The sequence below is a fragment of the Streptomyces violens genome, from assembly GCF_000717745.1.
In the GTDB taxonomy this organism is placed as follows: Bacteria; Actinomycetota; Actinomycetes; order Streptomycetales; family Streptomycetaceae; genus Streptomyces; species Streptomyces violens.
This window is the reverse complement of the sequence record NZ_JOBH01000018.1, coordinates 102,749-128,032: the sequence shown is the minus strand read 5'-3', so window position 1 is coordinate 128,032 and position 25,284 is coordinate 102,749. Positions and strand designations below refer to the sequence as shown.

General features: G+C 72.8%; 24 protein-coding genes. 9 read left to right on the top strand and 15 right to left on the bottom strand.

Going from position 1 to position 25,284, the window contains the following annotated elements; translation table 11 throughout:
* Positions 1 to 61: 61 nt before the first annotated feature.
* Entirely contained in the window at positions 62 to 1,348 is a 1,287-nt protein-coding gene (locus IF04_RS0129730; protein WP_030264691.1) for an amidohydrolase family protein, read from the bottom strand.
* A gap of 260 nt (positions 1,349 to 1,608) precedes the next feature.
* On the opposite strand from IF04_RS0129730, the gene IF04_RS0129725 reads away from it, so the two are divergent.
* Complete coding sequence (locus tag IF04_RS0129725) at positions 1,609 to 2,637, top strand: DEDDh family exonuclease (RefSeq protein ID WP_030264687.1); 1,029 nt, start codon at positions 1,609 to 1,611, stop codon at positions 2,635 to 2,637.
* Positions 2,638 to 2,833: 196 nt separating this feature from the next.
* Positions 2,834 to 4,204, top strand: a complete 1,371-nt coding sequence (locus IF04_RS0129720; RefSeq protein WP_030264685.1) for a recombinase family protein — start codon at positions 2,834 to 2,836, stop codon at positions 4,202 to 4,204.
* On the opposite strand, the gene IF04_RS0129715 is transcribed toward IF04_RS0129720, so the two are convergent.
* Positions 4,205 to 4,465 carry a hypothetical protein gene (locus IF04_RS0129715; protein ID WP_078600958.1) on the bottom strand — a complete coding sequence of 87 codons (261 nt, stop codon included), beginning with the start codon at positions 4,463 to 4,465 and terminating at the stop codon, positions 4,205 to 4,207.
* A gap of 181 nt (positions 4,466 to 4,646) precedes the next feature.
* On the opposite strand from IF04_RS0129715, the gene IF04_RS0129710 reads away from it, so the two are divergent.
* Genes IF04_RS0129710 through IF04_RS0129700 form a run of 3 tightly spaced genes read left to right on the top strand, consistent with a single transcriptional unit; the run spans position 4,647 to position 8,156 of the window.
* The gene (locus IF04_RS0129710) at positions 4,647 to 5,522 is read left to right on the top strand and encodes an SURF1 family cytochrome oxidase biogenesis protein (protein WP_030264681.1); all 876 of its coding nucleotides are present in this window, start codon (positions 4,647 to 4,649) and stop codon (positions 5,520 to 5,522) included.
* Between the two features lie 41 nt (positions 5,523 to 5,563).
* Positions 5,564 to 7,396 carry a glycoside hydrolase family 15 protein gene (locus IF04_RS0129705; protein WP_030264678.1) on the top strand — a complete coding sequence of 611 codons (1,833 nt, stop codon included), beginning with the start codon at positions 5,564 to 5,566 and terminating at the stop codon, positions 7,394 to 7,396.
* Positions 7,397 to 7,400: 4 nt separating this feature from the next.
* Positions 7,401 to 8,156, top strand: coding sequence for an SDR family oxidoreductase (locus IF04_RS0129700; RefSeq protein WP_030264677.1), 756 nt, complete (start codon positions 7,401 to 7,403; stop codon positions 8,154 to 8,156).
* A 38-nt stretch (positions 8,157 to 8,194) separates the two neighbouring features.
* On the opposite strand, the gene amaP is transcribed toward IF04_RS0129700, so the two are convergent.
* The 8 genes from amaP to abc-f all read right to left on the bottom strand — a co-directional run bounded on the left by amaP (position 8,195) and on the right by abc-f (position 14,084).
* Positions 8,195 to 8,797, bottom strand: a complete 603-nt coding sequence (gene amaP, locus IF04_RS0129695; RefSeq protein WP_030264676.1) for an alkaline shock response membrane anchor protein AmaP — start codon at positions 8,795 to 8,797, stop codon at positions 8,195 to 8,197.
* 9 nt (positions 8,798 to 8,806) lie between these two features.
* Positions 8,807 to 9,472: a DUF6286 domain-containing protein gene (locus IF04_RS0129690; RefSeq protein ID WP_030264675.1), complete on the bottom strand. Its 666-nt coding sequence runs from the start codon at positions 9,470 to 9,472 to the stop codon at positions 8,807 to 8,809.
* A 34-nt stretch (positions 9,473 to 9,506) separates the two neighbouring features.
* On the bottom strand, positions 9,507 to 10,007 hold the full coding sequence (locus IF04_RS0129685; RefSeq protein ID WP_030264674.1) for an Asp23/Gls24 family envelope stress response protein: 501 nt from the start codon (positions 10,005 to 10,007) through the stop codon (positions 9,507 to 9,509).
* Positions 10,008 to 10,010: 3 nt separating this feature from the next.
* Entirely contained in the window at positions 10,011 to 10,211 is a 201-nt protein-coding gene (locus IF04_RS0129680) for a hypothetical protein (RefSeq protein ID WP_030264671.1), read from the bottom strand.
* Positions 10,212 to 10,248: 37 nt separating this feature from the next.
* Positions 10,249 to 10,722, bottom strand: coding sequence for an Asp23/Gls24 family envelope stress response protein (locus IF04_RS0129675; RefSeq protein ID WP_030264669.1), 474 nt, complete (start codon positions 10,720 to 10,722; stop codon positions 10,249 to 10,251).
* A 216-nt stretch (positions 10,723 to 10,938) separates the two neighbouring features.
* The gene (locus IF04_RS0129670; RefSeq protein WP_030264666.1) at positions 10,939 to 11,730 is read right to left on the bottom strand and encodes an enoyl-CoA hydratase/isomerase family protein; all 792 of its coding nucleotides are present in this window, start codon (positions 11,728 to 11,730) and stop codon (positions 10,939 to 10,941) included.
* 129 nt (positions 11,731 to 11,859) lie between these two features.
* Positions 11,860 to 12,081, bottom strand: a complete 222-nt coding sequence (locus IF04_RS0129665) for a helix-turn-helix domain-containing protein (protein ID WP_006606369.1) — start codon at positions 12,079 to 12,081, stop codon at positions 11,860 to 11,862.
* Between the two features lie 404 nt (positions 12,082 to 12,485).
* The gene (gene abc-f, locus IF04_RS0129660) at positions 12,486 to 14,084 is read right to left on the bottom strand and encodes a ribosomal protection-like ABC-F family protein (RefSeq protein ID WP_030264662.1); all 1,599 of its coding nucleotides are present in this window, start codon (positions 14,082 to 14,084) and stop codon (positions 12,486 to 12,488) included.
* A gap of 291 nt (positions 14,085 to 14,375) precedes the next feature.
* Here abc-f and IF04_RS0129655 point away from each other — a divergent pair, with 291 nt between their 5' ends.
* Positions 14,376 to 14,792, top strand: a complete 417-nt coding sequence (locus IF04_RS0129655; protein ID WP_030264660.1) for a VOC family protein — start codon at positions 14,376 to 14,378, stop codon at positions 14,790 to 14,792.
* A 22-nt stretch (positions 14,793 to 14,814) separates the two neighbouring features.
* Here the strand turns inward: IF04_RS0129655 and IF04_RS0129650 are convergent, their stop codons facing one another.
* From IF04_RS0129650 to IF04_RS0129640, 3 genes are all read right to left on the bottom strand, one after another.
* Entirely contained in the window at positions 14,815 to 16,422 is a 1,608-nt protein-coding gene (locus IF04_RS0129650) for a hypothetical protein (RefSeq protein ID WP_245654552.1), read from the bottom strand.
* A gap of 191 nt (positions 16,423 to 16,613) precedes the next feature.
* Positions 16,614 to 17,741 (bottom strand): alpha/beta hydrolase, encoded by a 1,128-nt coding sequence (locus IF04_RS0129645; RefSeq protein WP_030264655.1) that lies wholly within the window; start codon positions 17,739 to 17,741, stop codon positions 16,614 to 16,616.
* A gap of 125 nt (positions 17,742 to 17,866) precedes the next feature.
* The gene (locus IF04_RS0129640) at positions 17,867 to 18,535 is read right to left on the bottom strand and encodes a class II aldolase/adducin family protein (RefSeq protein WP_030264652.1); all 669 of its coding nucleotides are present in this window, start codon (positions 18,533 to 18,535) and stop codon (positions 17,867 to 17,869) included.
* Positions 18,536 to 18,750: 215 nt separating this feature from the next.
* Here IF04_RS0129640 and IF04_RS0129635 point away from each other — a divergent pair, with 215 nt between their 5' ends.
* The 3 genes from IF04_RS0129635 (at position 18,751) to IF04_RS0129625 (ending at position 21,228) form a co-directional block, all read left to right on the top strand.
* Positions 18,751 to 19,527, top strand: a complete 777-nt coding sequence (locus IF04_RS0129635; protein WP_030264649.1) for a lysozyme — start codon at positions 18,751 to 18,753, stop codon at positions 19,525 to 19,527.
* A 170-nt stretch (positions 19,528 to 19,697) separates the two neighbouring features.
* Positions 19,698 to 20,948, top strand: coding sequence for an inorganic phosphate transporter (locus IF04_RS0129630; RefSeq protein ID WP_030264647.1), 1,251 nt, complete (start codon positions 19,698 to 19,700; stop codon positions 20,946 to 20,948).
* A 31-nt stretch (positions 20,949 to 20,979) separates the two neighbouring features.
* Positions 20,980 to 21,228 (top strand): hypothetical protein, encoded by a 249-nt coding sequence (locus IF04_RS0129625; protein WP_030264645.1) that lies wholly within the window; start codon positions 20,980 to 20,982, stop codon positions 21,226 to 21,228.
* 22 nt (positions 21,229 to 21,250) lie between these two features.
* Here IF04_RS0129625 and IF04_RS0129620 read toward each other — a convergent pair whose 3' ends face one another.
* Together IF04_RS0129620 and IF04_RS0129615 are read right to left on the bottom strand one after the other, a co-directional pair.
* On the bottom strand, positions 21,251 to 22,597 hold the full coding sequence (locus tag IF04_RS0129620) for an extracellular solute-binding protein (protein ID WP_030264642.1): 1,347 nt from the start codon (positions 22,595 to 22,597) through the stop codon (positions 21,251 to 21,253).
* On the bottom strand, positions 22,594 to 25,278 hold the full coding sequence (locus IF04_RS0129615) for a VWA domain-containing protein (protein ID WP_030264640.1): 2,685 nt from the start codon (positions 25,276 to 25,278) through the stop codon (positions 22,594 to 22,596). The genes IF04_RS0129620 and IF04_RS0129615 overlap by 4 nt, the downstream gene beginning before the upstream one ends.
* Positions 25,279 to 25,284: the final 6 nt, after the last annotated feature.

Sequence of the window (25,284 nt, the reverse complement as noted above, 5' to 3'; positions counted from 1 at the left end):
TTGTTACCAACGAGTATCGAGAAATGTTACCGGCGGTACGCTCATGGGATCGGGGCCCGCGTCACTCGCCCACCCCCACGAACGGGAAGTCGAAGCCGGTCAGCCAGTGCCGGCCGGTTTCCCGGGCGCGCCGCCAGGACGCCTCGACGGGCGCCTGGTTGCGCGGCTGCCCCAGGTCGTCCGGGGTCGGCCCGATACGGCGCGCGAGCGGCGCGAGCCGTCGCTTGTCGAAGCCGAAGACCTCGGCGGCCGACTCTCCGAGCATCCGGCGGGTCTCCCCCACCGGGATGTCGTGGAAGGCCCGGCGCAGCCACTCGCCCGTGTGCGGCCAAGTGCCCTCCGGATGCGGGAAGTCGGAGCCCCACAGGATGTTGTCCACGCCGATCTCGTAGCGCTGCGCCAGCTCGCGGCGCCTCGGTGCGGCGGCGCACACGAAGACCTGGCGGTCGAGGTACTCGTGCGGGGACCGCTTCAGCGCGGCGAACGGGGAGCGCTTCTTGCCGCCGTGCGCGCCGAGGTAGAGCCGGTCCATGTGCCACAGCAGGTTCGGCAGCCACCAGCAGCCGGCCCCGGCGACCCCGAAGCGCAGCCCCGGGTGGCGTTCGAAGGCCCCGGACCACAGCAGGAACCACAGCGGGCGGGCCGGCCACCAGGCCGCCTCCGACAGCTCGATGCCGAGATGGCCGCCGTATTCGTGGCGGGGCACGGCCCCCGCATACGTGAGGACGGGCATCGCGGTCTCGGCGGCGGCCGCCCAGACGGGGTCGTACCGGCGGTCGTGGAACGGCGCCCCGTCCGCCCACGTCGCCGGGATCAGCAGCGCGCCGAGCCCGGACTCCCGGGCCCGGTGGATCTCCGTGACCGCCTCGTCCACCTCGCCGGCGAGCGGCAGCACGGCGACGCCGCAGTGCCGCTCGGGGTCGGTGGCGCAGAACTCCGCGAGCCAGCGGTTGTACGCCCGGGCGCCCGCCAGGGCCAGTTCGGGGTCCTGCCCTTCGGGGGCGTCGAGGCCCGCCCCGAAGGGCGCCGCGACGCCGCCGTCCACGGGGTCCGTGTCGGGCAGTACGACCTCGGCGGCCACCCCGTCGCCGTCCAGCTCCTTGGCGCGCCGTGCGGGGTCCCAGCCGCCGCGCAGGCCCTCCTCGTTGTCCTCGTGCCACTTCATGGCGGAGGTCTCGGTCCGTATGCCGCGCCGGGCCGTACGGGCGCGCCGGGCGTTCCGCTGCCCGAGGAAGTCGTCGAAGGCCGGGTGGTGCCCGGCCTCCAGATAGGGCCGGTACCGCTCGGCGGGCAGCCCGGCGTGGCAGTCGGCGGAAATGATCAGGTACGGGTCGGTCGGGTCCGTCATCGCGGCTCCTCGGTCGGTCCGGAAGGAAGCGTTCGAGGTGGTGCGCGTACGTGTCGTGCCCGTGCTGGAACAGAGTTACAGCGCGACTCCACGAGAGGTAAAGAGACGCGCATCGGTCAGGGCATGGATACCCAAGGACTCTGACGCCCTTTCAGTAACCCGGGCGCACGGGGCGCGCGATGTCCGAATCCTCCCCAAGCGCGCATCCGTACGCCCCCACAGGGCATCGCTGTCAGTGCCGGCCCGTATCCTCATGGACCATGCTCGAAGACCGCACGGCAGCCGACCGCCCGCTCTCCCCGGAGATCGTGCGGCAGCCGGCCCCGCAGGAGGAACAGGCCGACTGGCCCACCGCGTACCCGGAGGGGTATGCGGTGGTCGACGTGGAGACCACCGGCCTGGCCCGCGACGACCGGATCATCTCTGCCGCCGTGTATCAACTGGACGCCCGCGGCGAGGTCCAGGACCGCTGGTACACCCTGGTCAACCCCGAGCGCGATCCCGGCCCGGTCTGGATCCACGGCCTCACGACCGAGGTGCTGGCGGGCGCCCCGCTCTTCCCGGAGATCGTCCCCGAGCTGTCCCGGCGCCTGGAGGGCCGCGTCCTCGTCGCGCACAACGCAATGTTCGACTGGTCGATGATCGCCCGCGAGTACGCCCGGGCAAAGGCACAGGCCCCGGTGCGCCAGCGCCTGTGCACGATCGCCCTCTCCAAGGAGCTGAAGCTCCCCCTCCCCAACCACAAGCTGGAGTCCCTCGCGGCGCACTACGGCGTCGTGCAGGAGCACGCGCACCACGCGCTGGACGACGCCCGCGTCCTCGCCGAGGCGTTCCGGCCGAGCCTCCGGCTGGCCGCCGAGGGGAACCTCCGGCTGCCGCTGCTGGCCTGCCAGCCGCTGACCGAGTGGACCGACGCACCGCGCCCGCCCGCGCAGCGCTCCGGATACGGCTCGCAGTACCGCCCGACGACCTGGCGCCCCTCCCGCAAGCGCCCGGCCTGCCCGTATCCGAACCCCGGCCGGTACGAGCCGGGCGGCCGGCTCATGCAGGGCATGCGGGTCGCCTTCTCCGGCGACACCTCCGTGGACCGCGAGCTGCTGGAGGACCGCGCGACCGAGGCCGGCCTGCACGTCGCGACCAGCGTCTCCCGCCTGACCAGCCTCCTGGTCACCAACGACCCCGACTCCCCCACCTCCAAAACCACCAAGGCCCGCTCCTTCGCCACCCCCGTCATCGACGAGGCCGCCTTCATGCAACTCCTCCAGGACGTCGCCCCTGCGAAGCCCTAGGGGCCCCGTCAGAGGCGCGGGGAACTGCGCGAGCAACCCACACGGCGAGTCAGCCGGCCGACGGCAGCAGCCCCCACGGTGAGCAGCCGCAGCCCCCGTCCGGGTGAAGCCACACAAGACGCCCCCGCCCAGGTCGGTCCCGTCGGAGACTTCCCTATGAGCGAATCACCACATGCTTCACTCAGGGAGGGTGCACATGCTGGCCAAGCCTGTCGGGGGTTACGTCCGCATCTCGGATGCAGACCTCGCAGAGATCCGCCGCGCCGTGAAGAACGGGTTGCTGACGCACGAGGAAGCTGCCGAGGAGGAGCGGAAGGGTGTCCTGCGCCAGCGCGAAGACATCGAGTCCATAGCCGGTGGCAGGCCGATCAAGTGGTACGAGGACAACAACCTCAGCGCCTTCAAGCGCAATGTCGTCCGCCCCGACTTCGAGCAGATGTTGAACGATCTCAAGGCCGGACGGATCTGCGGCATCCTGGCCTACGACATCGACCGCGTGTACCGGCAGCCGCGCGACCTTGAGCGGGGCATCGACATCTACGAGACGTCGAAAGAGTCCTTGATCTTCAAGACGCTCTCAGGACAGAATTTTGACCTCGCCACCTCGGACGGGCGATTTTCGGCTCGTCTCTTCGTGAACATCGCGAACAAGTCCTCCGAGGACACGCGCCGCCGAGTCGTCCGCGCCAATGCGGCCAAGGCCAGGAGGGGAAAGGCCCACTCGGCGGGTCCCGTCTTCGGCTGGCGGGAGGACGCCCCGAGCAAGCTGGACAAGCACTTCACCTGGGGCGGCACCAAGGCCATGATCTATTCGCCCCGGAACTGGGGCATCCGGACTTACAACGAAGAAATCATCTACGACGACGCCAACGAAATCGTCATGGGTGACTGGGAGCCGATCTTCAAGACGCTCGACACCTGGTTCCAGCTCCAGGCACTCAAAGGACGGGATGCCAGGGAAAGCCCTGGCGAGTCGAACGTCAGCTACTTCTTGACCGCCATCGCACGGTGCGGCCGATGCGGTGACGGCCTCAAGGGCCACCCGAAGTGGAAGAAGGGCGAGCGCACCTCTGGTCATAACTACAACTGCAACAAGCAGCGGCCCGAACATTGCGGAGCACTGTCCATTGACGGCCCGAAGCTGGATGCCCTGATTCAGGATCTCGTCTGGGGTCATGCACTCAGAGCAGGCCAGCAGACGCAAGCCCCGAAAAATGCCATGCCGTGGGCGCGTGAAGCTGAACTGAAGGACCTGGAAGAGCAGCTCGCGGAACTTCAGGCACTCCGGGAAGCCAATAAGGTACGAGCGGCCTCGTACGTCGCGGCGCTGGACGACCTCAACGCACGGAAGAACGAGCTGCTGGCAGAGAGAGCCGTCAGCGTGGTCCCGGCCGGTGCCCGGACCATCTCGGAGGAGCTGCTGGCCGGCGGCTGGGAGAACCTGTCGATCGAGCGTCAGCGGATCATCGTCCGGAAGGTGCTCCGGGCCGTGCTCATCCACCCGGCCAAGAGCCGAGGTGGTCGCTTCGCCCCGGAGCGGGCGGAGCCGGTGTTCCACGCTGCCTGACTACCCGGCAGCACCGGCCACGCTTCCCACCTTGTCGACGATGCCTGTGTTGCCCTCTGCGCGGGCGCAGTGAGCGCAGCAGTACCAGCGACCTTCGGCCTCGACGCCGTGGCCGATGATCTGCACCCGGCAGTGCTCACAGATGGGTGCCATGCGATGAATCGCACAGGAAAAAGAATCGAAGACGTGGCGGGCACCGTCTTGAGTCTCGATGGTGAACGCCATCGCGTAGTCGTTTCCACATACTTCGCAACGTGTCATATACCGCATGATTCGGTGCGAAAAGGGCTTTATCAAGCAAGTGGGATGCGGCGCTGGAAGGTTGTACCCGGTCGGCGCAGCGGCTGAGTCGGCTGCACCGCTTCGTTGCTCCCAGGTGGCCCGGTGGGCTGGGCGGGACCCTGTCGTCGGGGGCCGAATCGTGACAGGTACCGTCAATACCGTGTACCGCTTCCTGTTGTCCCGGCAGTGGGTGATCCTCACCCTCGTGGGCCTCGTCCTGATCCCCGTCATGGTCAAGCTGGGCTACTGGCAGCTGCACCGCCATGAGCACAAGGTCGCCCAGAACGCCCAGATCGCCAAGGCGCTGCACGCGAAGCCGGTACCGGTCACCGACCTCGCGAAGCCGGGGCGCGACCTCCCGGAGGCGGACCGCTGGCACCCGGTGAAGGCCACGGGCCGGTACGACACCAAGGGCGAGGTCGTGGTGCGCAACCGCACCGCCGCCGACGAGCAGACCATCGGCTACTACGTCCTCACCCCGCTGCGGCTGACCGGCGGCTCCACCGTCCTGGTCAACCGCGGCTGGATCGCCCCCAGCGGCGGCGCGCTCACCACCTTCCCCGACGTGCCGCCGGCGCCGAAGGGAACGGTCACCGTCACCGGCCGGGCGATCCCCGACGAAACCACCGCCGAGAGCGGGATCAAGGACACCAAGGGCCTCCCCGACCGCCAGGTCATGCTGATCAACAGCAAGCAAGCGGCTGAGCGGCTGCACCGTCCGGTGCTCGGCGGCTACATCGAGCTGACCGCCCCCGAGCCCGAGGGCGGCAAGCCCGAGCCGGTCCCCGAGCCGGACCACGACAGCATCGGCCCGCACATGGCGTACGCCATCCAGTGGTGGCTGTTCGCCGCCGCCGTACCGGTCGGCTGGGTGATCCTCGTACGCCGCGAGCGCCGGGACCGCGCCGCTGCCGCCGCCACGGCCGACGGCTCCGCCGCCCCGGCCGAACCGGAGCGGCCGCAGGAGACGGCCGGCTCCGCCACCGAGCAGGAGACGGCCGCCTCCGCGACCAAGGCAGCCGCGGCCAAGGACTAGCTCCGGCATAGCTCCCGCCCCCACCGGGCAGTCGTCACAGCGTGCATCCACCTATCGAGGACTACGCGCTCATCGGGGACCTGCAGACCGCCGGGCTCGTCGGCCGCGACGGCTCCATCGACTGGCTGTGCCTGCCCCGCTTCGACTCCGCCGCCTGCTTCGCCGCCCTGCTCGGCAACCGCGACAACGGCCACTGGCGGCTCGCCCCCGCCGACCACCGCGCCCACGGCGAGCGGTCCTACCGGGGCGACTCGCTCGTCCTGGACACCGTCTGGACGACCGACACCGGCAAGGTACGCGTCACGGACTTCATGCCGCAGCGCGACCGCGCCCCCGACGTCGTCCGCCTCGTCGAGGGCCTGGAGGGCAGCGTCGAGATGCGCGGCGTCCTGCGGCTCCGCTTCGACTACGGCCGCGCCGTCCCCTGGGTGCGGCACGTCGGGGACTGCCGGGTCGCCGTCGCGGGGCCCGACTCCGTGTGGCTGCACTCCGTGCCCGAGGTGACGACGTACGGCCAGGGCTTCAGCACCCGCTCCGACTTCACCGTCGAGGCCGGCGAGCAGGTCGCGTTCGTCCTCACCTGGCATCCCTCCCACAAGCCGCGCCCCGCCCGCATCGACCCCTACGACGCGCTGCGCTGCACGCTGGAGGACTGGGAGGAGTGGTCGGCGCGGTGCTCGTACAACGGGCCGCACCGCGACGCCGTCGTCCGCTCCCTGATCACGCTGAAGGCGCTGACGTACGCGCCCACCGGCGGCATCGTCGCGGCCCCCACCACCTCGCTGCCCGAGGAGATCGGCGGCGTCCGCAACTGGGACTACCGCTACTGCTGGCTGCGCGACGCCACCCTCACCCTCAACGCGCTGCTCTCCGCCGGATACACCGAGGAGGCCGTGGCCTGGCGCGACTGGCTGCTGCGCGCGGTGGCCGGCTCCCCCGCCGATCTGCAGATCATGTACGGACTGTCGGGCGAGCGGCGGCTCCCGGAGGCGGAGCTGCCCTGGCTGGACGGGTACTCCGGCTCGCTCCCCGTCCGTATCGGCAACGCCGCCGTCGATCAGCTCCAGCTCGACGTCTACGGCGAGGTCCTGGAATCCCTGCACCTCGCCAGGGCCGCCGGGATGCCCGCCAAGCCGCACGCCTGGAACATCCAGCGAGCGCTGCTCGCCTTCCTCCAGAAACACTGGCAGGAGCCGGACGAGGGCCTGTGGGAGGTGCGCGGCCCGCGCCGGCACTTCGTGCACTCCAAGGTCATGGCCTGGGTCGCCGCCGACCGCGCCATCCGCACCGCCGAGGCGTACCCGAATCTGAAGGCGGACCTCGACGCCTGGCGCGCGATGCGGGACGAGGTGCACCGCGAGGTGTGCGAGAAGGGGTACGACCCCGAGCGCGGGACGTTCACCCAGTACTACGGCTCGGAAGAGCTGGACGCGGCGACGCTCCTCATCCCGCGCGTCGGCTTCCTGCCCGGCGACGACCCGCGCGTCATCGGCACGGTCGACGCGGTCCGCCGGGAGCTGACCCTCCCCCATAGCCCTAAAGGCATGGGAGGTACCCCCACCGGCCTGGTGCACCGCTACAGCACACGGCGGGCCGACGGGCCCCACCACAAGACCGACGGACTGCCGGGCCAGGAGGGCGCCTTCCTGGTGTGCTCCTTCTGGCTCGCCGACGCGCTGCACCTCACCGGGCGGCAGAAGGAGGCCCGCGAGCTCTTCGACCGCCTCCTCGAACTCCGCAGCGACCTCGGGCTGCTGGCCGAGGAGTACGACCCGGCGACCGGCCGCCAGCTCGGCAACTTCCCGCAGGCGTTCAGCCACGTCGGCCTGATCGGTACCGCCTTCACCCTGGCGGGGATGCTCAAGGCAGACTGACCCCATGGACCTTGGACTCACCGACCGTACGTACATCGTCACCGGCGCGACCCGCGGGCTGGGCCACGCCACGGCCAGTGCGCTCGTCGCCGACGGCGCGAACGTCGTACTCACCGGGCGTACGGAGGAGGCGGCCACCGACGCCGCGAAGCAGCTCGGCCCGCGCGCCCACGGCGTCGGCGCGGACAACGCCGACCCGGCCGCGGCCCAGCGCCTGGTGGACGCCGCCCGCGACCGCTTCGGCGGCCTGGACGGCATCCTGATCAGCGTCGGCGGCCCGCCCCCGGGCAGCGCCGCCTCCAACACCGATGAACAGTGGCAGGCCGCGTTCGACTCCGTCTTCCTCGGCGCGGTCCGGCTGGCCCGCACGGCCGCCCAGGCGCTCGGCGAGGGCGGCGTGATCGGCTTCGTCCTCTCCGGCTCCGTCCACGAGCCGATCCCCGGCCTCACCATCTCCAACGGGCTCCGCCCGGGCCTCGCCGGCTTCGCCAAGTCGCTCTCCGTCGAGCTGGGCCCGCAGGGCATCCGCGTCCTCGGCGTCCTCCCCGGCCGCATCGCCACCGACCGGATGCAGCAGCTGGACGAGCTGTCGGGCGACGCGGAGGCATCCCGCGCCCGCAACGCCGCGACCATCCCGCTGCGCCGCTACGGCACCCCGGAAGAATTCGGCCGCACCGCCGCCTTCCTGCTCTCCCCCGCGGCGTCGTACGTCAACGGCGTCATGCTGCCCATCGACGGCGGGGCGCGGCACGGGTTCTGAACAAAGGAGCTGCTGGTACGTGAGCTCCCGCGCGGGCGTCAGCTGACGCGTTCGGCCCGGTGCCGTACGGCCCGCAGCCTGACCTCCGCCGGGAGTTCCGGCAGGCCCGCCGACTCGCGGGCGTGTGCCACCGCCTGCGTGCCGAGGAGGTCCACCGCGCCGGCCGGATCCGCGTGCGGTTCCAGCAGGAGCCGGACCCGTACGCGGGGCTCGCGGCGCCGTCCCGTCAGATGCGCGACGGCTCTGTGCACCCCGTCCGCGCTCTCCGCCTCGGCCGCAAGGACGTCTTCCAGGGCGCGCCCGCGCAGCAGTGCGCCCTCGCCGTCCCCGGTGTCGACGAGGACCTCGCGCAGCCGGCGGCTGCGGAACTGGGTCAGCAGCCACCACAGGGCGAGCAGGGCCAGGACGGCGAGCGCGGCGATCACCACCGGCCACCACCAGCCCGTACCCGTCCAGCGCGTCCGGTCCTCAGCGGGCAGCAGCACGTCACCCGGCGCGGCCCACGGCCACCCTGCCGGCAGTCCGGCGCGCCACTCCCCCGGCAGCGCGCCGCCGAACAGCACCAGCCCGCCGGCGCCCAGCAGCACCAGCCCGGTCACCCCGAGCAGTACACGGTTGACCGCCCGCCGTACCTGACGCATCGGCACCGCTCACCTCTTCCCGGGACGGCGTACGTGGACGGACAGGGCGAGCGGCCGGGCGAGGCCGAGCCGCTCCAGGCCCTCGGCGAGCGCGGCGTCCACGTCGCCGCGCACCTCGTCCAGCTCGCGGAAGTGCGCGACGGCGCGCGCCCGCACCCGGCGGCGCGAGACCGTGATCCGTACGGACTGCACGCCCGCCACCTCCATGACGCGGTCGCGCAGCACCAGCGCGGCGGCCGGGCGGTCCAGCCCGGCCCGTATCCCGGGCGTCGTGGGCCGCATCGTCAGGACATCGCGCAGCCCGGGCGTCACCGCGAGCACGATCAGCCAGAGGCCCAGGACCGCGGCGAGCGCCGCGGCGGCCAGCACCCAGGGGCTGTCCAGGGGGCGGGACGCCAGCTCGTCGGCGAGCCACCGGCGCCAGGCCATGGCCGACTGCCCGGCCCGCACCGCGGCCACGTCGTACAGGAAGAGCCCGGCCACCGCGAGCAGTACCAGCGCCACCAGCGCGGCCGGCACCCGCCGGGCCGACCAGAAACGGCCGGCCCTGCCGCCGCCGGTGCCGGAGGTGTACGCGGCGGCCGAGGCGGACTGCTCGGGCCCTTCCGGGCCACCGGGTCCGCGCGGCGTCTTCTCCAGCGTCGGGAGCCGACGCGTCGTGTCCGGCTCGCTCATGTTCCGCGTCCCGTCGCACAGGTCGCCGTACGCCTCATCGCACTCTCCCCTGCCCGGCCCGCTTGAGCTGCGGCGAGTGCAGGCGCGTCACCCGCACCGCCACCTCGGGCACCGTCATGCCCGCCAACGCCCATACCCGTTCGGTCACTTGCCGACGCACCGCACCGCACTCCGCGCCGATGTCGCAGGGGTAGCCGAGCTCGACGGAGATCCTGACGCGCGCCTCGCCGAGAGTGTCCTGGCTGTTGTGCCGGCGCACCTCGACGGTGGCGCGGGCGTCATCGGGACGGACGTCGCGGGGGCGGGTACCGCTCTGCGGGGTGTCGCTCTGCGGGGTACCGCCCTGAGGCATGTCGTTCTGCGGGCCCTCGGTGTCCGCGTGCGCCCCGCTGTCCTCCCGCGGCACCGCATCCGGTCCGCGCCGCAGCGCCTCGCGTGCCGCCTGGGCCGCGATCTTCGCGACCACCCGGTCGGCGACCCGTGTGGCGCCGCGCTGTCCCGGCGGGACGGCGGGCTGCGGGGTCGGTCCGGCCACGCCTCACCGCCGCCGGGCGTCGCGTTCGCGGCCGCCCGCGCGGCGGAAGAACTCGCCGGGCTCCAGGTCCCCGTCCAGGAACCGCCCGGCCACGAACCCGACCGCGCCCAGCGCCGCCACCAGCAAGAAGGCACCGAATCCGCCGAAGTACCCGGCGAAGCCCAGCGCCATGCCGGCCAACAGACCGGCCACGGCCATGCTCATCGTGCACTCCCTCGCTGCCGTTACTGCTGTCGGGCCGTCACTGGAGCCTGGGCTCCGCTTCTTCTTCCTCGTCCACTTCGTCCGGCAGCTTGACGTCGCTGACCGCGATGTTGACCTCGACGACCTCCAGGCCCGCCATCCGCTCGACCGCCGCGATGACGTTCTCCCGTACCGCCTTGGCCACTTCGCCGATCGCCACGCCGTACTCGACGACGATCTCCAGGTCCAGCGCTGTCTGCACCTCGCCGACCTCGGCCTTCACGCCGCGCGTGACGGACCGGCCGCCGGGCACCCGGTCCCGTACCGCGCCGAACGTGCGGGCGAAGCCGCTGCCCATCGCGTGGACGCCCATGACGTCCCGGGCCGCCATGCCCGCGATCTTCTCGACCACGCCGTCCGCGATGGTCGTGCGGCCCCGGGTCGCCGGGTCGCCGCCGCCGCGCTTGGTCCCGAGGGTCTTCCTGGCCGCGCCCTCACCCTGCGGCTGGCCGCCCTGTGCGGTGTCGCTCATCGCCATCGTCCCTTTCCGCGGAAGGAGCGGACGGAACAGCACATCTGATGCCGCTCCGTGGCCCACATTAGGCGGGACCGGGGCTTTGCGCCGCCGGGATACGCCGAGTGGACGAGGAACGACGCGGACTCGCCCCTCGCACGCCCCGGCGCACCGCCGCAGGGATACTTCCCGGTCAGGCGCCCCCGTTACTCCTCCGGCGTACTGAGGCGGGCGTTACTCGCCCGCGCCCGCGAGGTCGCGGAGCCGGCGGCCCTGCGCCGCCCGTTCCGCCGCGCGCTGCTCGTCGAGCGAGCGCGTCACGGCCCCGGCCAGCAGGGCCTTGGTCTCGATGACGGCGTCCCTGGGCGCGGCGAGCAGCGCCGCCGCGAGATCCGTGACGGCGCCGTCGAGCTGGTCCGCGGGCACCACGAGATTGGCGAGACCCGTGCGCTCGGCCTCCTCCGCGTGGACGTACCGCCCGGTGGCGCAGATCTCCAGCGCCCGGGCGTAGCCCACGAGATGGACGAGCGGCTTGGTGCCGGTGAGGTCCGGCACCAGGCCGAGGCTCGTCTCACGCATGGCGAACTGCACGTCCTGCGCGCACACCCGCAGGTCACAGGCGAGCGCGAGCTGGAACCCGGCACCGATGGCGTGCCCCTGGACAGCGGCGACCGACACGATGTCGTTCCGCCGCCACCACGTGAACGCCTCTTGGTACTCGGCGATCAGGGCGTCCATCTCGTGCTCCGGGCCGCGCCCCATCTCCAGGAAGGACGGCTCGCCCTCGAAGCCCTCGGGAGTGAAGGCCTGCCGGTCCAGGCCGGCGGAGAAGGACTTGCCCTCGCCGCGCAGCACCACGACCCGCACACTCCCGGGAAGCTGCTGCCCCGCTTCGGCCAGGGCCCGCCACAGGGCGGGCGACTGCGCGTTGCGCTTCGCAGGGTTGGTGAGGGTCACCGTGGCGACGGCGTCGTCAACGGTGAGCCGGACACCGTCCTTGTCGAGCAGGGTCAGGGAACTACTCATCACGCGCCTCCGAGTCGGCCGACAGCCTGTACCAGCAACCGCTAAGTTAACTGAACAGTAACCACCCGGTCGATCGCTTCTTCGACCGGGTGGCACCGTCGGCTCTTCGGAGTCGCGGGCCGCCTCAGATCAAGCCGAGGCGGCCTTCTTGCCCCTCGTGGCCCCACCGCGACCGCGCAGGACCACACCGGATTCGCTGAGCATCCGGTGCACGAATCCGTAGGAGCGGCCGGTTTCCTCGGCCAGCGCCCGGATGCTCGCTCCGGAGTCGTACTTCTTCTTCAGGTCTGCCGCGAGCTTCTCGCGCGCGGCGCCGGTCACCCGGCTGCCCTTCTTCAGAGTCTCGGCCACCCGTGCCTCCTCATGGGAAGTGCGCTCTGGACTCTCATGATCACCCCTCGCGCCCGTCCTGGCCACCCATTCGGCAAGGTCCGTAGGACATCGTTTGGCGCGCGCGGCGGCGCACGACGGCTCGGAATTACGGATTCCAAGGGCCTTACGTGGCCGCCTGCGCCGAGGCGTACGAAGAAGGGCCAGGTCAGAGGGTACGGAGCGAAGTGCCGCGGAATCCGTAGCCGTCCGGTCCCGCCCGTGCGGCGCGCCGCGCCGGGTACGAGCCGTTCTCACTCAGATGATGGATCACCCGTCGGCCGAATGATCCATACCGCGTTGATCAAGATGCCCTACGGCCCGTGCCGCGCGGTGCCGGGCACCGCGAACAGCCGGGCGAGCGCGGCACCGGGCGCCGCGGGCGGTCAGGCGAGCGCCACCAGATCCGCGTAATCCGGGCCCCAGAGGTCCTCCACGCCGTCCGGCAGCATGATGATCCGCTCCGGCTCCAGGGCGTCCACGGCGCCCTCGTCGTGGGTCACCAGGACCACCGCGCCCTCGTACGTGCGCAGCGCCCCGAGGATCTCCTCGCGGCTGGCCGGGTCGAGGTTGTTGGTGGGCTCGTCCAGAAGGAGGACGTTGGCGGAGGAGACGACCAGGGTGGCGAGCGCCAGCCGGGTCTTCTCGCCGCCGGAGAGCACGCCGGCGGGCTTGTCCACGTCATCGCCCGAGAACAGGAAGGAGCCGAGGGTCTTGCGGACCTCCACGAGGTCCAGGTCCGGCGCCGCCGAGCGCATGTTCTCCAGGACCGTGCGGTCCGGGTCGAGCGTCTCGTGCTCCTGCGCGTAGTAGCCGAGCTTGAGGCCGTGACCGGGGGTGACCTGGCCGGTGTCGGGCTTCTCAGCGCCCGCGAGCAGCCGCAGCAGGGTCGTCTTGCCGGCGCCGTTGAGGCCGAGGATGACCACCCGGGAGCCCTTGTCGATGGCCAGGTCGACGTCGGTGAAGATCTCCAGCGAGCCGTACGACTTGGACAGGCCCTCCGCGGTGAGCGGGGTCTTGCCGCACGGGGCGGGCTTCGGGAAGCGCAGCTTGGCGACCTTGTCGGACTGCCGCACCTCCTCCAGGCCCGAGAGCAGCTTCTCGGCGCGGCGGGCCATGTTCTGCGCGGCGACGGTCTTCGTGGCCTTCGCGCGCATCTTGTCCGCCTGGGTGTTCAGCGCGGCGGCCTTCTTCTCGGCGTTGGCGCGCTCGCGCTTGCGGCGCTTCTCGTCGGCCTCGCGCTGCTGCTGGTACAGCTTCCAGCCCATGTTGTAGACGTCGATCTGGGACCGGTTGGCGTCCAGGTAGAACACCTTGTTGACGACGGTCTCGACGAGGTCCACGTCGTGGGAGATGACGATGAAGCCGCCGCGGTAGGTCTTGAGGTAGTCCCGCAGCCAGACGATCGAGTCGGCGTCGAGGTGGTTGGTCGGCTCGTCCAGGAGGAGCGTGTCGGAGTCCGAGAAGAGGATCCGGGCCAGCTCGACGCGGCGGCGCTGACCACCGGAGAGAGTGTGCAGCGGCTGGGCGAGGACGCGGTCGGGCAGGCCGAGGCTGGCGCAGATGGTCGCGGCCTCCGCCTCGGCGGCGTATCCGCCCTTGGTGAGGAACTCCGTCTCCAGGCGCTCGTACTTCTTCATCGCGCGCTCACGGGTGGCGCCCTTGCCGCCCGCCATCCGGTCCTCGTTCTCGCGCATCTTGCGCAGGACCTCGTCCAGGCCGCGCGCGGAGAGCACGCGGTCGCGGGCCAGCACGTCCAGGTCGCCGGTGCGCGGGTCCTGCGGGAGGTAGCCGACCTCACCGGAACGGGTGACCGTGCCGGCGGCGGGGATGCCCTCGCCCGCCAGGACCTTGGTCAGGGTGGTCTTGCCCGCGCCGTTGCGGCCGACCAGGCCGATGCGGTCGCCCTTGGCGACACGGAAAGAGGCGGACTCGATGAGGACTCGGGCGCCGGCGCGCAGCTCGAGGCCGGAGGCGGTGATCACGGAAAGACTCCAGGGCAGGGTGGACGGCGGGACTGACGGGCGGGAGAAGCCGCAACGCGGCGCGCTCCATGAGGAGCGACGGGCCGGCGCCGTCTAATGCACAAGGAGAATTGCCATAGGGCCAGTCTAACGGTGGCGTGCAAGCAGTTTTCCCGGCCACCGCCACCCCCGCCGGGCCCCTGCGACGAGACCCGCCGGAAGGGGTGAACTCGCAGGTCAGGTGGCGTTGTCAGACCCCGCTGGCAGACTTGTGTGAGTCAGGCCACACCGGCTCGCGAAGGGACCGAGACCATGCCCGCCACCCCGCCTCCCTCCATCTGCCCGACGCTGCTCTACGCCGACCCCAAGGCCGCGATCGAGCTCCTGACGACCGCCTTCGGCTTCACCAGGGGCGCGCTGTACGAGGACGAGTCCGGCACCGTGCTGCACGCCGAGCTGTCGTACGGCAACGGCACGATCATGATCGGCGCCAAGGGCCGCGGCGGCGTCTTCGCCGAGGCGATGGGCGACGCCGGGCCGACCGGTGTCTATGTCGCCGTCGCCGATGTCGACGCGCATCACAAGCAGGCCGCCGCGGCCGGTGCGGAGATCCTCATGCCGCCCACCGACCAGGACTACGGCTCCCGTGACTACATGGCCCGCGACAAGGAGGGAAACGTCTGGAGCTTCGGCACGTACGCCCCGTCGACCCAGGACGCGGACGCCTGAGAGCCGCGCCCCTGGCCGGGCGTCAGGCGCCGCCCGTGTGGACCTGGAAGGCCGCGCGGCGGACGGCCTTGGCGAGGGCCGGGTCGGGGTGCGCGGCGGCCAGCGCCACGAGGACCTGGACGGTGCGCGGGTGCCCGACGGCGCGTACTTCCTCCAGCAGGCGCGGCACGGAGCCCTGCACGGCGGAGTCCAGGTGCCGTACGAGCAGCCGGCTCTCGCCATGGTCGGCGACGGCCGCCGCGGTGTCCACCCACAGCCAGGTGGACTCCTCGCGGGTGAGCACGTCCGGCGCGGTCTCCGGGTCGCCGCCCTCGTGCTCGACCAGCCACAGCAGGGCGTAGGGCCGCAGGGCCGGCTCGTCGGCCGCGGCCCGTACGGCGGGCTCGGCCGGTGCGCCGACCGCGCGCAGCGCCTCGAAGGCGAGCCCGCGCAGCAGGGCGTCGTCGCCGCGGGCGACCGCCAGCAGCTCCTCGACCGCGCTGCCGGCCGAGCGCGCGGCCAGCCACGCCCGGTACTCGGCGCGGGCGGGGCCCGGGGTGAGCCGCGCGCAGCCGCGCAGCATCGCCTCGGCGGACTGCTCGATGTTGCCGGCGGGGCTCTGCGCGGCCACGCAGATCTGCTCCAGCTTGACCCACACGGCCCAGCTGCCGAGCGGGGTGAGCCGGGCCTGCCGCTCACCGGCCGGTTCGCCGCCCCGCAGCAGTACGGCGGCGTCCCCGGCCGCCCGCGCCCGGGGAGCGCCGTTCGCGCCGCGTACGACGAGCGCGCCGACCGCGGCGAGCGCACCCAGCGCCCAGTCCAGCAGCTCGGCGGACGACACCTCGGTGGACGGCAGCTCGGTGTCGGCGTCACCGGCGGCCCGGGCCGCGTCCGCCCCGGCGGCGGCCGGTTCTTCGGGCGCACGTTCAGTGGCCTGGCCATCGGCATCCGAGGCGGTGCCGGTGGGTTCCTGTCCGACGGGCTCCGCGTCCCGGGCGGTCGCGTCCGCCGCCGGGCCTTCGTACGGCACCTCGCAGCGCTCCGTGCGGAGTTCGGCGATGCGCTGGTCGAGCAGCTCCAGGAGGTCGGCCACCTGGACCGGGCCCGACGAGAGATACAGCAGCGACAGCACCTGCGGCAGCGCCTCGATCACCTCGGCGACCGCTCCGGGGCGCGCGGCCTTCGGGGCGGGGCGCGCCAGTGACCAGGCGTCGAAGAGCGCGACCCAGCCGCGCAGCGCCGCCGAGTCGTCGCGGTCCCAGGCGCGCAGCCGCCAGCCCGGCCGGGCCTCCCCGCCGTGCAGCTCGATGAGTCCGGCCAGCCGGGCCCGGTCCCAGTCGGCCCGCACCTGTTCCGGCGTCAGTTCCAGTTCGGCGGCGGCCTCCTCGGCCGCGGCGTCCGGGAGCGAGCCGTCGGGGCCCGCGCACGCGCCCACGCCCTCGCCCCGCGCGCGGTCGGCCCAGCGGGCCACCCGAACGGCGCCCGCCAGTCCGTTGCGCGCCATCCGGGCCAGCTCCGCGGGCGGCGGAGTGCCCTCGGGCGGCCGTGTCGCGGGCCTGGCGGACCGGGTGCTCACCGCGCGGCGGGCGGCGGCGATCGGTTGTCTGGGGACGAGGCGGAGCCGGGAGTCGCGCGGAGTACGGGACGTCACAGGAGCAGTCTTGCTCTTGTGGGCCCGAAAACCCAATCGGAAGGCGGATTGCGTTCTTCGGAAGGTCCGCTCCTGCCCGATCCGCCCATGATCGCCCCCCTCCCCTCGGCACCCCGTGCCAGGTCGTCGGCCCCTCCGTGCCAGGTCCGGCGGACCGGCGCGGCCGCCGCACCGACCACGACGTCAGCGGCCTACATCAACGGCGTCAGAAACCGCCGCAGCGACTCCTCGTACTCCTCGGGCGCGGCGTTCCACATGGCGCCGTGCGGGGCGTCGCCGACGGTGTGCAGGCTGACCAGATCGGGCCGGGCCGCCTTCAGGCGGCGGGAGGCCGCCCAGGGGGCGATGGTGTCGCCGGGGCCGTGGAAGATCAGCGTCGGTACGGAGAGCAGCGCCGGGTCGCGCGCCTCGGCCAGCCGGTCGGAGTGCAGGCCCGTGCTCCCCTCGGCGGCCCGCACGGCCAGCGGCAGCAGGGGGCGCGGCACCCGGTGGGCCGCCGCCAGCGCCCGTACCGTCGCGCGCCAGTCCAGTACCGGCGAGTCCAGCACCAGCCCGGCGATCCGGTCGCGCAGTACGGAGTGGGCCGCCGTGTGCAGCGCCATCGTCGCGCCCGTGGACCAGCCGTGCAGGATCACCCGGCGCGCGCCGTACCGCAGCGCGTACCGGATCACCGCGTCCACGTCGCGCCACTCGGTGTCCCCGAGGTGCCCGATGCCGTCCGTGGTGCGCGGCGCGCCGAGGTCGTTGCGGTATGCCGGGGCCAGCACCGGGAAGTGATGGCGTTGCAGGAACGGCATCACGACCATCGGGTGCTCCCGTGTCGTGCCGAGGCCGTGCACGGCGATGACCCAGGTCTCCCGGTCGCCCGGCACGAACCACGTGGGCAGCGCGCCCAGTTCGCCGGGCACGTCCACGTCCGCGCACTCCAGGCCGAGCGCGTCGGAGGGGCTGCCGAGGTGCACCTGCGGGGTCAGCCGCAGGCGGGTGCCGCGCGCGAGGGTCCCGTGGGTGATCCGCTCCAGGCGCCGGACGACGGTGTCGGCGGCGTGCGGCTCGTCGTCGCACACCGGGCCGATGACCGCGTGGCAGTCGCGGCCCGTCAGGCCGTACCGGCCGGGCCGCAGCGCGGACAGGCTGCGGGTGAGCGTGACCCGGTCCGCTGTGGTGGCGTGCACCGTCAGCCGCCCGTCGCCCGGGAACGGCCGGTCGGGGGCGGGTTTCAGAGCGACGTCGCTGGCATACCGGCCGGCCGCCAACGCGGCCGCTCCGGTACCGATCACGGTGGTGACGGCCGCAGCCGCCGCGGTACCCAGGCGCACCCTCCCCAGTCTGGGGAGCCGGGCGGCGCCTGGCCAGTGGGCCGCTCCGGCCGGGTGACGGACCCGGCCTCCCGCGGCCCGCCCCGCTGCCCGCATCACCGCTGCCCGCATCACCGCGGCCCGCATCACCGCTGCCCGTACCCCCGCAGCCGCTCGCCCGCCTCGGCGAGCTGGTCCTCGGAGAGCAGCGACGGCGTGTGGCCGGGGACGGACGCGGCGGTCAGCCACAGCCGGCACATCCACTCCAGCTGCGCCGTACGGTCGTACGCCTGGTCGAGGGTGTCGCCGTAGGTGAGGGTGCCGTGGTTCTGCAGGAGCACGCCCGTGCGGTCGCGCAGCGCGTGCAGCATGTTGTCGGCCAACTCCTGGCTGCCGTACGTCGCATATGAGGCAACCCGGACGGTACCGCCGAGGGCCGCGGTCATGTAGTGCACCGGCGGGAGTTCGGGGACCAGTGTGGAGACAGCGGTGGCGTGCACCGCGTGGGTGTGGACGATGGCGGCGGCACTGGTGTGGCGGTACACCGCGAGGTGCATCGGCAGCTCGCTCGTCGGCTTCAGCGCACCGGCCACCTGCCGCCCGTCCGCCGGGTCCACCGCCACCAGGTCGGCCGGCCCGAGCCGGTCGTAGGGGACGCCGCTGGGCGTGACGAGCACCAGCCCGCCGGCCCGCACCGAGACGTTCCCCGACGTGCCGACCACCAGCCCGTCGGCCACCGTGCGCCGCGCCGCGGCCACCAGCGCGTCCCACGCCTCCGCCACCTCTCGTACCGGTCCGGACTCCCGCTCCGTCATCCCGCCCCACTCCCTCCTGACGCACCTGGGTTCCGCACCGTACCGGCCGCCCCCCGCGCAGCCGCCGCACTGTAAGGCGGACCATTCCCCTCCGGTACCCCCCAAACAGGGACACCTCGGCGATAATCGGTGATTGGCCGGAGGTCACCGTCATCTCGGGATCATCCAATAACCTCTGGATGTTTTGTCATGCACGTCGCCATCCGGGGGGAACCATGGCTCGTGACCACAAAGGTGACCACATACCGGCCTTACTGCCCCGCCTGACCTCCGCCGCCACCGGAACCGCTCTGGCACTGGCCGTACTGGCCGGCGCCGCGCTCACCGATCTCGCCGCCGCGAGCCCCTCGGCTGCGAGCGGTGTGCCGCACGGCCACGACGTCTCCTCGCACCAGAAGAACGTCGACTGGCCGGAAGCCCGGGCGAACGGCGCGCGGTTCGTCTACGTCAAGGCCACCGAATCGACCTCCTACACCAACCCCTACTTCGGCAGGCAGTACCGCGGCGCGCGCCAGGCCGGCCTGCTGCACGGCACGTACCATTTCGCGGTGCCGAACCAGTCCTCCGGGACCGCGCAGGCCCGGTACTTCCTGAACCACGGCGGCCAGTGGAAGGCGGACGGCTGGACGCTGCCGCCGGCCCTGGACATCGAGAACAACCCGTACAGCAAGAAGCACAAGTGCTACGGCGTGAGCAAGAAGAAGATGGTCCGCTGGATCTGGGGCTTCAGCGACGAGATCAAGCGGCAGACCGGGCGCCGGCCGGTCATCTACACGACCACGCGCTGGTGGAACACCTGCACCGGCGGCAGCAGCGCCTTCGCGCAGAGCCACCCGCTGTGGCTGGCATCGTGGCACGGGAAGCCCGGCAAGCTGCCGAAGGGCTGGGAGTTCCTGAGCATCTGGCAGTACTCCAACAAAGGCCGATTCCCGGGGGATCAGAACGCCTGGAACGGTTCGTTCAGTCAGCTCCGCCGCTTCGCAGCGGGCTAGCCGGCAGCACGTCTCGGCCACCTCTGGATGAACCTCGAGTTACTGGTGAGGCGCCTCCGCACGAAATCGGCGGGGGCGTCACCACCAGGCCCGTTGTCGTTCATCTTCCGTTCACCCATCCTCCCTACGGTCGTTCGCGTCACTGACCATCGAACTGATTGCCTGGGTGAATGGAACACATCACGCTTCTCATCGGGATCGTGATCGTCACGGCCTTGGTGTTCGACTTCACGAACGGCTTCCACGACACGGCCAACGCCATGGCCACCACCATTTCCACGGGGGCGCTCAAGCCCAAGACCGCGGTGGCGATGTCGGCGGTGCTGAACCTCGTCGGCGCCTTCCTCTCCGTCGAGGTGGCCAAGACCATCTCCGGGGGCATCATCGACGAAGGCTCCGGCATCCGACCAGAAGTGATCTTCGCCGGCCTGGTCGGCGCGATCGTCTGGAACCTGCTGACCTGGCTCGCCGGCCTCCCCTCCAGCTCCTCGCACGCCCTCTTCGGCGGCCTGATCGGCGCGACCGTGGTGTCCGTCGGCATCGGCGGGGTCAACGCCGACGCGGTCGTCATGAAGGTCCTCATCCCGGCCGTGGCCGCGCCCATCGTCGCCGGCATCGCCGCGACGGCCGCCACCCGGCTGACGTACCGCCTCGCCCGCAACCGCGCCGAGGAGGACACCGCCAAGGGCTACCGCGCCGGGCAGATCGCCTCGGCAGCGCTGGTCTCCCTGGCGCACGGCACCAACGACGCCCAGAAGACGATGGGCGTCATCACCCTCGCGCTGATCACCGGCGGCGCGCTCGCCCCGCAGGCCGACCCGCCCATGTGGGTCATCGCCTCGGCCGGTATCGCCATCGCCCTGGGCACGTACCTCGGCGGCTGGCGGATCATCCGCACGATGGGCAAGGGCATCACCGACATCCAGCCGCCGCAGGGCTTCGCCGCCCAGACCGGCGCCGCGGTGACCATCCTCGCCTCCTCGCACCTCGGCTTCGCGCTCTCCACCACCCAGGTCTGCTCCGGCGCGGTCATGGGCTCCGGCCTCGGCCGCAAGGGCGGCGTGGTCCGCTGGTCCACGGCGGGCCGGATGGTGCTCGCCTGGGGCCTGACGCTGCCGGCCGCCGGGCTGGTCGCCGCCGGAGCGGCCTTCCTGGCCGGCCAGGGCACCTGGGGCGTCACCACCGTCGCCGTGCTCGGTGTCGTCATCTGCGGCGCCATCTGGGCCGCCTCCCGCCGCAAGCCGGTGGACCACAGCAACGTCAACGACGTCGAGCCCGTCGAGCCGGCCGGTGTCGTCACCACCGCGCTGCAGTCCGTCACCCCGCCGCCCGCGGGGTCGACCACGGCCGGTGCCGGGACCATAGAGGGCATCCCGGCGCAGTCCACCACCCGCTCCCCCGCCACCTCGGCCGTCCGCTGACGCCGGGCGCTCGGTTTAAGGAACTCACGCCATGAACATCGACTGGGCGGCACTCGGCCAGGTCTTCGGCACCACCCTCGTGGTGACCGTCGCGATGGTGGGCCTCTTCACCCTGGGCATCATGGGCACGTCCCGCAAGGCCCCTCAGGAGGGCGAGGCGGGCACCGCCGCGGCCGTCGGCGGCAGCACCTCCGCCGTGGCCCGCACCGGCGGCTACGCCTGCTTCGCGCTCTGCCTCGCGGCCGTCGGCTACGGCATCTTCCTGATCGTCGCCGGCTGACACTCTCAGCACCCGAAGGCGCTCAGCGTCCGCGTTCTCCGCGGCCGCTGAGCGCCTTCGTCGCTTCCTCGGCGAGCTCGTCGGCGATGGACGCGTCGTCCTTGCCGGTGAGGTAGGCGGAGACGTAGAGCTGGACGACCTTGCTGTACGTGGCGTAGTGGGCGCTGCGCGGCCGGGGCGCCGCGTCCTTGAGCGCGCGGTGCAGCAGGTCCGTGTACGGCGGGACCCGGCCGGGCGGCGGGGTGCCGGGCCGGGCGCCGCCGTCCTCCTCCCGCCGGGCGTCGTCGGGCGGCAGGTCGCACGCGGGCGCCGTGCCGTCGTACGCCGAGGCCCGGGTGGCCGCGAAGCCGCGCTGCAGCAGACAGTGCTCGCTGCGCGCCGAGGTGAGGGCGGTGATCAGGGAGCGGGCTTCGTCCGGGTGCGCGGCGTCGGCCGCGATGGCGAGGTTCTGGCCGCCCAGGACCGTGCGGTGCCGGCCTTCCGACGAGCCCGCGGGGAGCTGGGCCACGTCGAACTGCCGGCCCGGTTCGAGTTTCTCGGCGACCGAGGCGTACTCCACCGGCCAGTTCCGCATGAACAGCGCCCGTCCTTCGGCGAACCACTGCCCGCTGGCGGTCTCGTCCATCGCCGTCGCCTCCTGCGGCATGATCGTGCGCAGCCGCTCCTTGAGCGCGTACACGCCCTGCTGCAGCGCCCCGGCGAGGTGGGCGGTCCGCTCCGGGTCGCCGCCGGACGCCCAGACGGACTCCAGGGTGTTGACCGTGAGGCCCTCGTAGGGCCGTAGCTGGGCGACCATGCCGTAGAGCTTCTCGTCCGCCGGGCGGCCGGCGTTCTCCTCGGCCATGATCTGCTGCGACCAGGTCCGCAGCTGCTCCCAGGTGTCCGGCGGCCCGTCGTACCCGTACTTCCGCAGCAGGTCGCTGCGGAAGTAGAGAAGTCCGGCGTCCGTGTTGAAGGGGACGGCCCAGACCGTGCCGTCGGAGCCGGTGGTGGCCGTCTTCTTGACGCTGTCGAGGAAGTCGCCGCCCAGCTCCCTGCCCCAGGGGCGGATGATGCCGGCCGCGGCGAACTCCGCGGTCCAGGCCACGTCGATGTTGAGCACGTCGTACCCGCTGTTGCCGGACTGGCCGGCTGCCAGCAGCTGGCTGCGCTGCCCGTCGGCGGTGTCCGGCAGCTTCACGATGCGCACCTTCTTGCCGCTGCGCCGCTCCCACTGACGGATCAGTTCCCGGCGCACCCCGGTGCTGCTGAGGTCGCTGCCGGTGGCCAGGACGATGTCCCCGTCCCCGGCGGGCGCGGGCCCCGGGTCCGAGCAGCCCGCCGCGAGCAGGCAGAGGACGGCGGCGGCCGTGACCACCACGCGCTTCACCGGCCCGCCTCCTGTCCGCCCGTGCCGAAGGAGGCCACCAGTCCGGCCAGGGTGTCCGCGGCTCCCGGGCCGCCGGCCACGCAGTTCCCTCCCGAGCCCTCGACGACGTGCCGCACCGGGGCCGCGTCGCAGCCGCCCCTGCCGGTCGCCAGCACCACCACGGGGATCCGGGGACGCGCGGCGAGCGCGTCGGAGAGCGCCTCGCGCGCCGCCGCCGACCGCTTCCCCGCGCCGTCGTCCTCGTCGAGGACGAGCACCACGGCCTTGGTCCGCTCGGCCGGGCTGTCGCGCAGCCGGTCCAGCGCGGCGGTGAGCGCCTCCTGCATCCACGCCCCCTGGTCGACGAGGCCGCCGTCGTCCCGCCGGAGGCCCTCCAGCAGCCTGCGCCCCGCGGCCGGGCCGGAGCTGCCGGCCCTGATCCGCTCGACGGGGCGCTCGCGGTCCCGGGCGGCGGTGCCGGTCCTGGGATACGTCCACAGCCCGTACGTGTCCTTCGGCCCGAGGACCTCCAGGGCGCGGCCGACCGCGTCCGCCGCCCCGGCGATCCGGCCCCCGTCCGCCATGGAGGTGGAGGTGTCGAGGAGGAAGAGGAGCTGCCCGGGGCGGTGCGCCGTGTCGTACGCGGCCAGCACCTGGGCGACCCGCTGTTGCCCCGCGGTGTACGGCTCCACGCCGACGTCCGGCAGGACGCCCGCCCGGCTGTCGCGGAGCGGGGAGCCGGTGGGCGGCGGGGCGGCGCGGCCGGCCGCGTTCACCCCGCGGTACCCCGCCTCCGTGATCACCCGCTGGCCGCCGTCCGGCCGCCGCAGCCAGTCGGCGAACCGCTCCGAGGCGGCCTGCCGGCGGGCGGCGTCCGCGGCCCCCTGCCAGGCCACCCGGATCAGCGGGTGGTCCAGCCCCGGCACGCCGGACGGGTAGTACGCCTCGTAGCGGTCGTCCTTCTCGGGGACGGTGGCGAGGGCCGGGCAGTTGCCGACCGCGTGGCCGAGGTTGGCGTCGGCCAGGGACTTCTCCGTGACCAGCGGCGCGGCGGTGGCGCGCGACCCCGCGCCGGACGGGGCCGCGCCCGGGCGCAGCGAGCACAGCAGCTCGGCGCTGCCGGCGTACTGACTGCCCGGCGCCCGCAGCCGCCGCTCGGCGCGCTCGGCCACCTCCGGTGGGGGCGCGCCGCTGTCCTGGCCGACGGGTGCGCCGTCGTCGGCCAGGTACAGGCCGATGGTGTGCATCAGGCCGATGCCGGACAGCGCGGGGCTGGGGCGGAGCAGCCGCAGCTTCCCGTCCGCCGAGGCGTCCAGGATCGTGTGCCAGCCGCTGCCGGCCTGTTCCACGTCGGGGAGGCCGCGCGCCGCGGGGACGCCCACGACGAGCGGGGTGAAGGCGACCGGGCCGACCCGGTGCAGGGTGGCGGGCGCGTGCGCGGCCATGCCCCGGCGGACCTGGAGGTAGTCGACGGTCGATTCGGGCACCCACAGGTCGGGCTGGGGGCCCGGCCGGTAGAGCGGCTCGACGGCCTGGCCGCCACTGTCTCCGGGCGGGGCCTCGTCGGCGCCCTCGGCCTCGCCCTGCCAGCGGTCCGCCGCGGCGAAGCCCTGCGCCACCTGGTCCTTGGCAGCGGAGTAGACGGTGATCTGGGTGCGCCGGCAGCCGTCGGGGACGTCGTCCTCGCCCGGCACGGGCTCGGTGTTGAGGGCGGACATCTCGTACGCGAGGGCGGCGGCGCGCAGCGTCGGCTCGGCCTCGGGGGCGGTGAGCAGCCGCAGCTCCTGGGCGGGCGGGCAGCTCTCGGGCGGCCCCAGCCGGTCGACGAGGACCAGCGCGGTGGCGGTCAGGGCCGGCGCGACGGCGGCGGCGGTCAGCAGCCGTAACCGGCGCCGCGGGCGGGAGCGCCACCAGCGCCGGGCCCGGACGGCGAACGGCGTGCGGGGCCGCCGCGGCTCACGGGTGGCGAAGGAGACCACCACGTCGTCGACGGTGTTCTGCTTGGAGGCGCGCGGCACCCAGGCGCCTCCCTGCGGGGTGGTGTGCCCGGCGAGCCGGCGGCGCAGCTCACCGGCGAGGTCCTCGAAGGTGACGCACTCCTTGCCCTCGATGCCGTGTTCGAGGATGTCGAGCACGGCCCGGGTGAAGGTGGTGCCGCCGCCGGGCTCCTTGCCGCTGAAGATGCGGCGGTTCGGCTGGGCGGCCATCAGCAGCGAGACCGGCTTCTCGCGGGTGCGGAAGCTGTCGTCCGCGTTGCCCGCGAAGCAGCATTCGAGCACGACGACGACGCGGTCGGCGCGGGACCGCTCCAGCCGCGGCAGGACGTCGTTGGCCCAGGAGACCGCTTCGTGCGAGGCCTTCCCGCGCTCGTCCCGCGCCACCTGCGACGAGCCGACCAGCAGGTGCAGGTCGCTGCCGTCGCGCCGGACCCGGCCGTGCCCGGAGAAGTAGACGAGCAGCAGTCCGCGGGCCTCGGAGGCCGCGGTGCGCAGCGCGTTGGTCAGCTCCTCGGGGGTGTCCGGGCGCAGCGGCGTCACTTCCCGGGGCAGGAAGAGGTCGGTGGCCGGGGCGCACAGCACGCGGCCCAGTTCGTCGGGGTTGGCGAAGACCGCGTCGAGGTCGTGCAGCCGGGGGTCCTGGTACCGGCTGACGCCGATGATCAGCGCGCGGTTCTGCTTGCCCCGCGCGTCGTAGAGGGGCATCGCCGG

Excerpts from the sequence above, each read along its gene's own strand:
- IF04_RS0129655 (WP_030264660.1), top strand. The coding sequence starts at position 14,376 with ATGCCCGCCACCCCGCCTCCCTCCATCTGCCCGACGCTGCTCTACGCC.
- IF04_RS0129720 (WP_030264685.1), top strand. The coding sequence starts at position 2,834 with ATGCTGGCCAAGCCTGTCGGGGGTTACGTCCGCATCTCGGATGCAGAC.
- IF04_RS0129700 (WP_030264677.1), top strand. The coding sequence starts at position 7,401 with ATGGACCTTGGACTCACCGACCGTACGTACATCGTCACCGGCGCGACC.
- IF04_RS0129730 (WP_030264691.1), bottom strand. The coding sequence starts at position 1,348 with ATGACGGACCCGACCGACCCGTACCTGATCATTTCCGCCGACTGCCAC.
- IF04_RS0129630 (WP_030264647.1), top strand. The coding sequence starts at position 19,698 with ATGGAACACATCACGCTTCTCATCGGGATCGTGATCGTCACGGCCTTG.
- IF04_RS0129640 (WP_030264652.1), bottom strand. The coding sequence starts at position 18,535 with ATGACGGAGCGGGAGTCCGGACCGGTACGAGAGGTGGCGGAGGCGTGG.
- IF04_RS0129690 (WP_030264675.1), bottom strand. The coding sequence starts at position 9,472 with ATGAGCGAGCCGGACACGACGCGTCGGCTCCCGACGCTGGAGAAGACG.
- amaP (WP_030264676.1), bottom strand. The coding sequence starts at position 8,797 with ATGCGTCAGGTACGGCGGGCGGTCAACCGTGTACTGCTCGGGGTGACC.
- IF04_RS0129670 (WP_030264666.1), bottom strand. The coding sequence starts at position 11,730 with ATGAGTAGTTCCCTGACCCTGCTCGACAAGGACGGTGTCCGGCTCACC.
- IF04_RS0129725 (WP_030264687.1), top strand. The coding sequence starts at position 1,609 with ATGCTCGAAGACCGCACGGCAGCCGACCGCCCGCTCTCCCCGGAGATC.
- IF04_RS0129680 (WP_030264671.1), bottom strand. The coding sequence starts at position 10,211 with ATGAGCATGGCCGTGGCCGGTCTGTTGGCCGGCATGGCGCTGGGCTTC.
- IF04_RS0129635 (WP_030264649.1), top strand. The coding sequence starts at position 18,751 with ATGGCTCGTGACCACAAAGGTGACCACATACCGGCCTTACTGCCCCGC.
- IF04_RS0129675 (WP_030264669.1), bottom strand. The coding sequence starts at position 10,722 with ATGAGCGACACCGCACAGGGCGGCCAGCCGCAGGGTGAGGGCGCGGCC.
- IF04_RS0129625 (WP_030264645.1), top strand. The coding sequence starts at position 20,980 with ATGAACATCGACTGGGCGGCACTCGGCCAGGTCTTCGGCACCACCCTC.
- IF04_RS0129615 (WP_030264640.1), bottom strand. The coding sequence starts at position 25,278 with ATGCCCCTCTACGACGCGCGGGGCAAGCAGAACCGCGCGCTGATCATC.
- IF04_RS0129715 (WP_078600958.1), bottom strand. The coding sequence starts at position 4,465 with ATGACACGTTGCGAAGTATGTGGAAACGACTACGCGATGGCGTTCACC.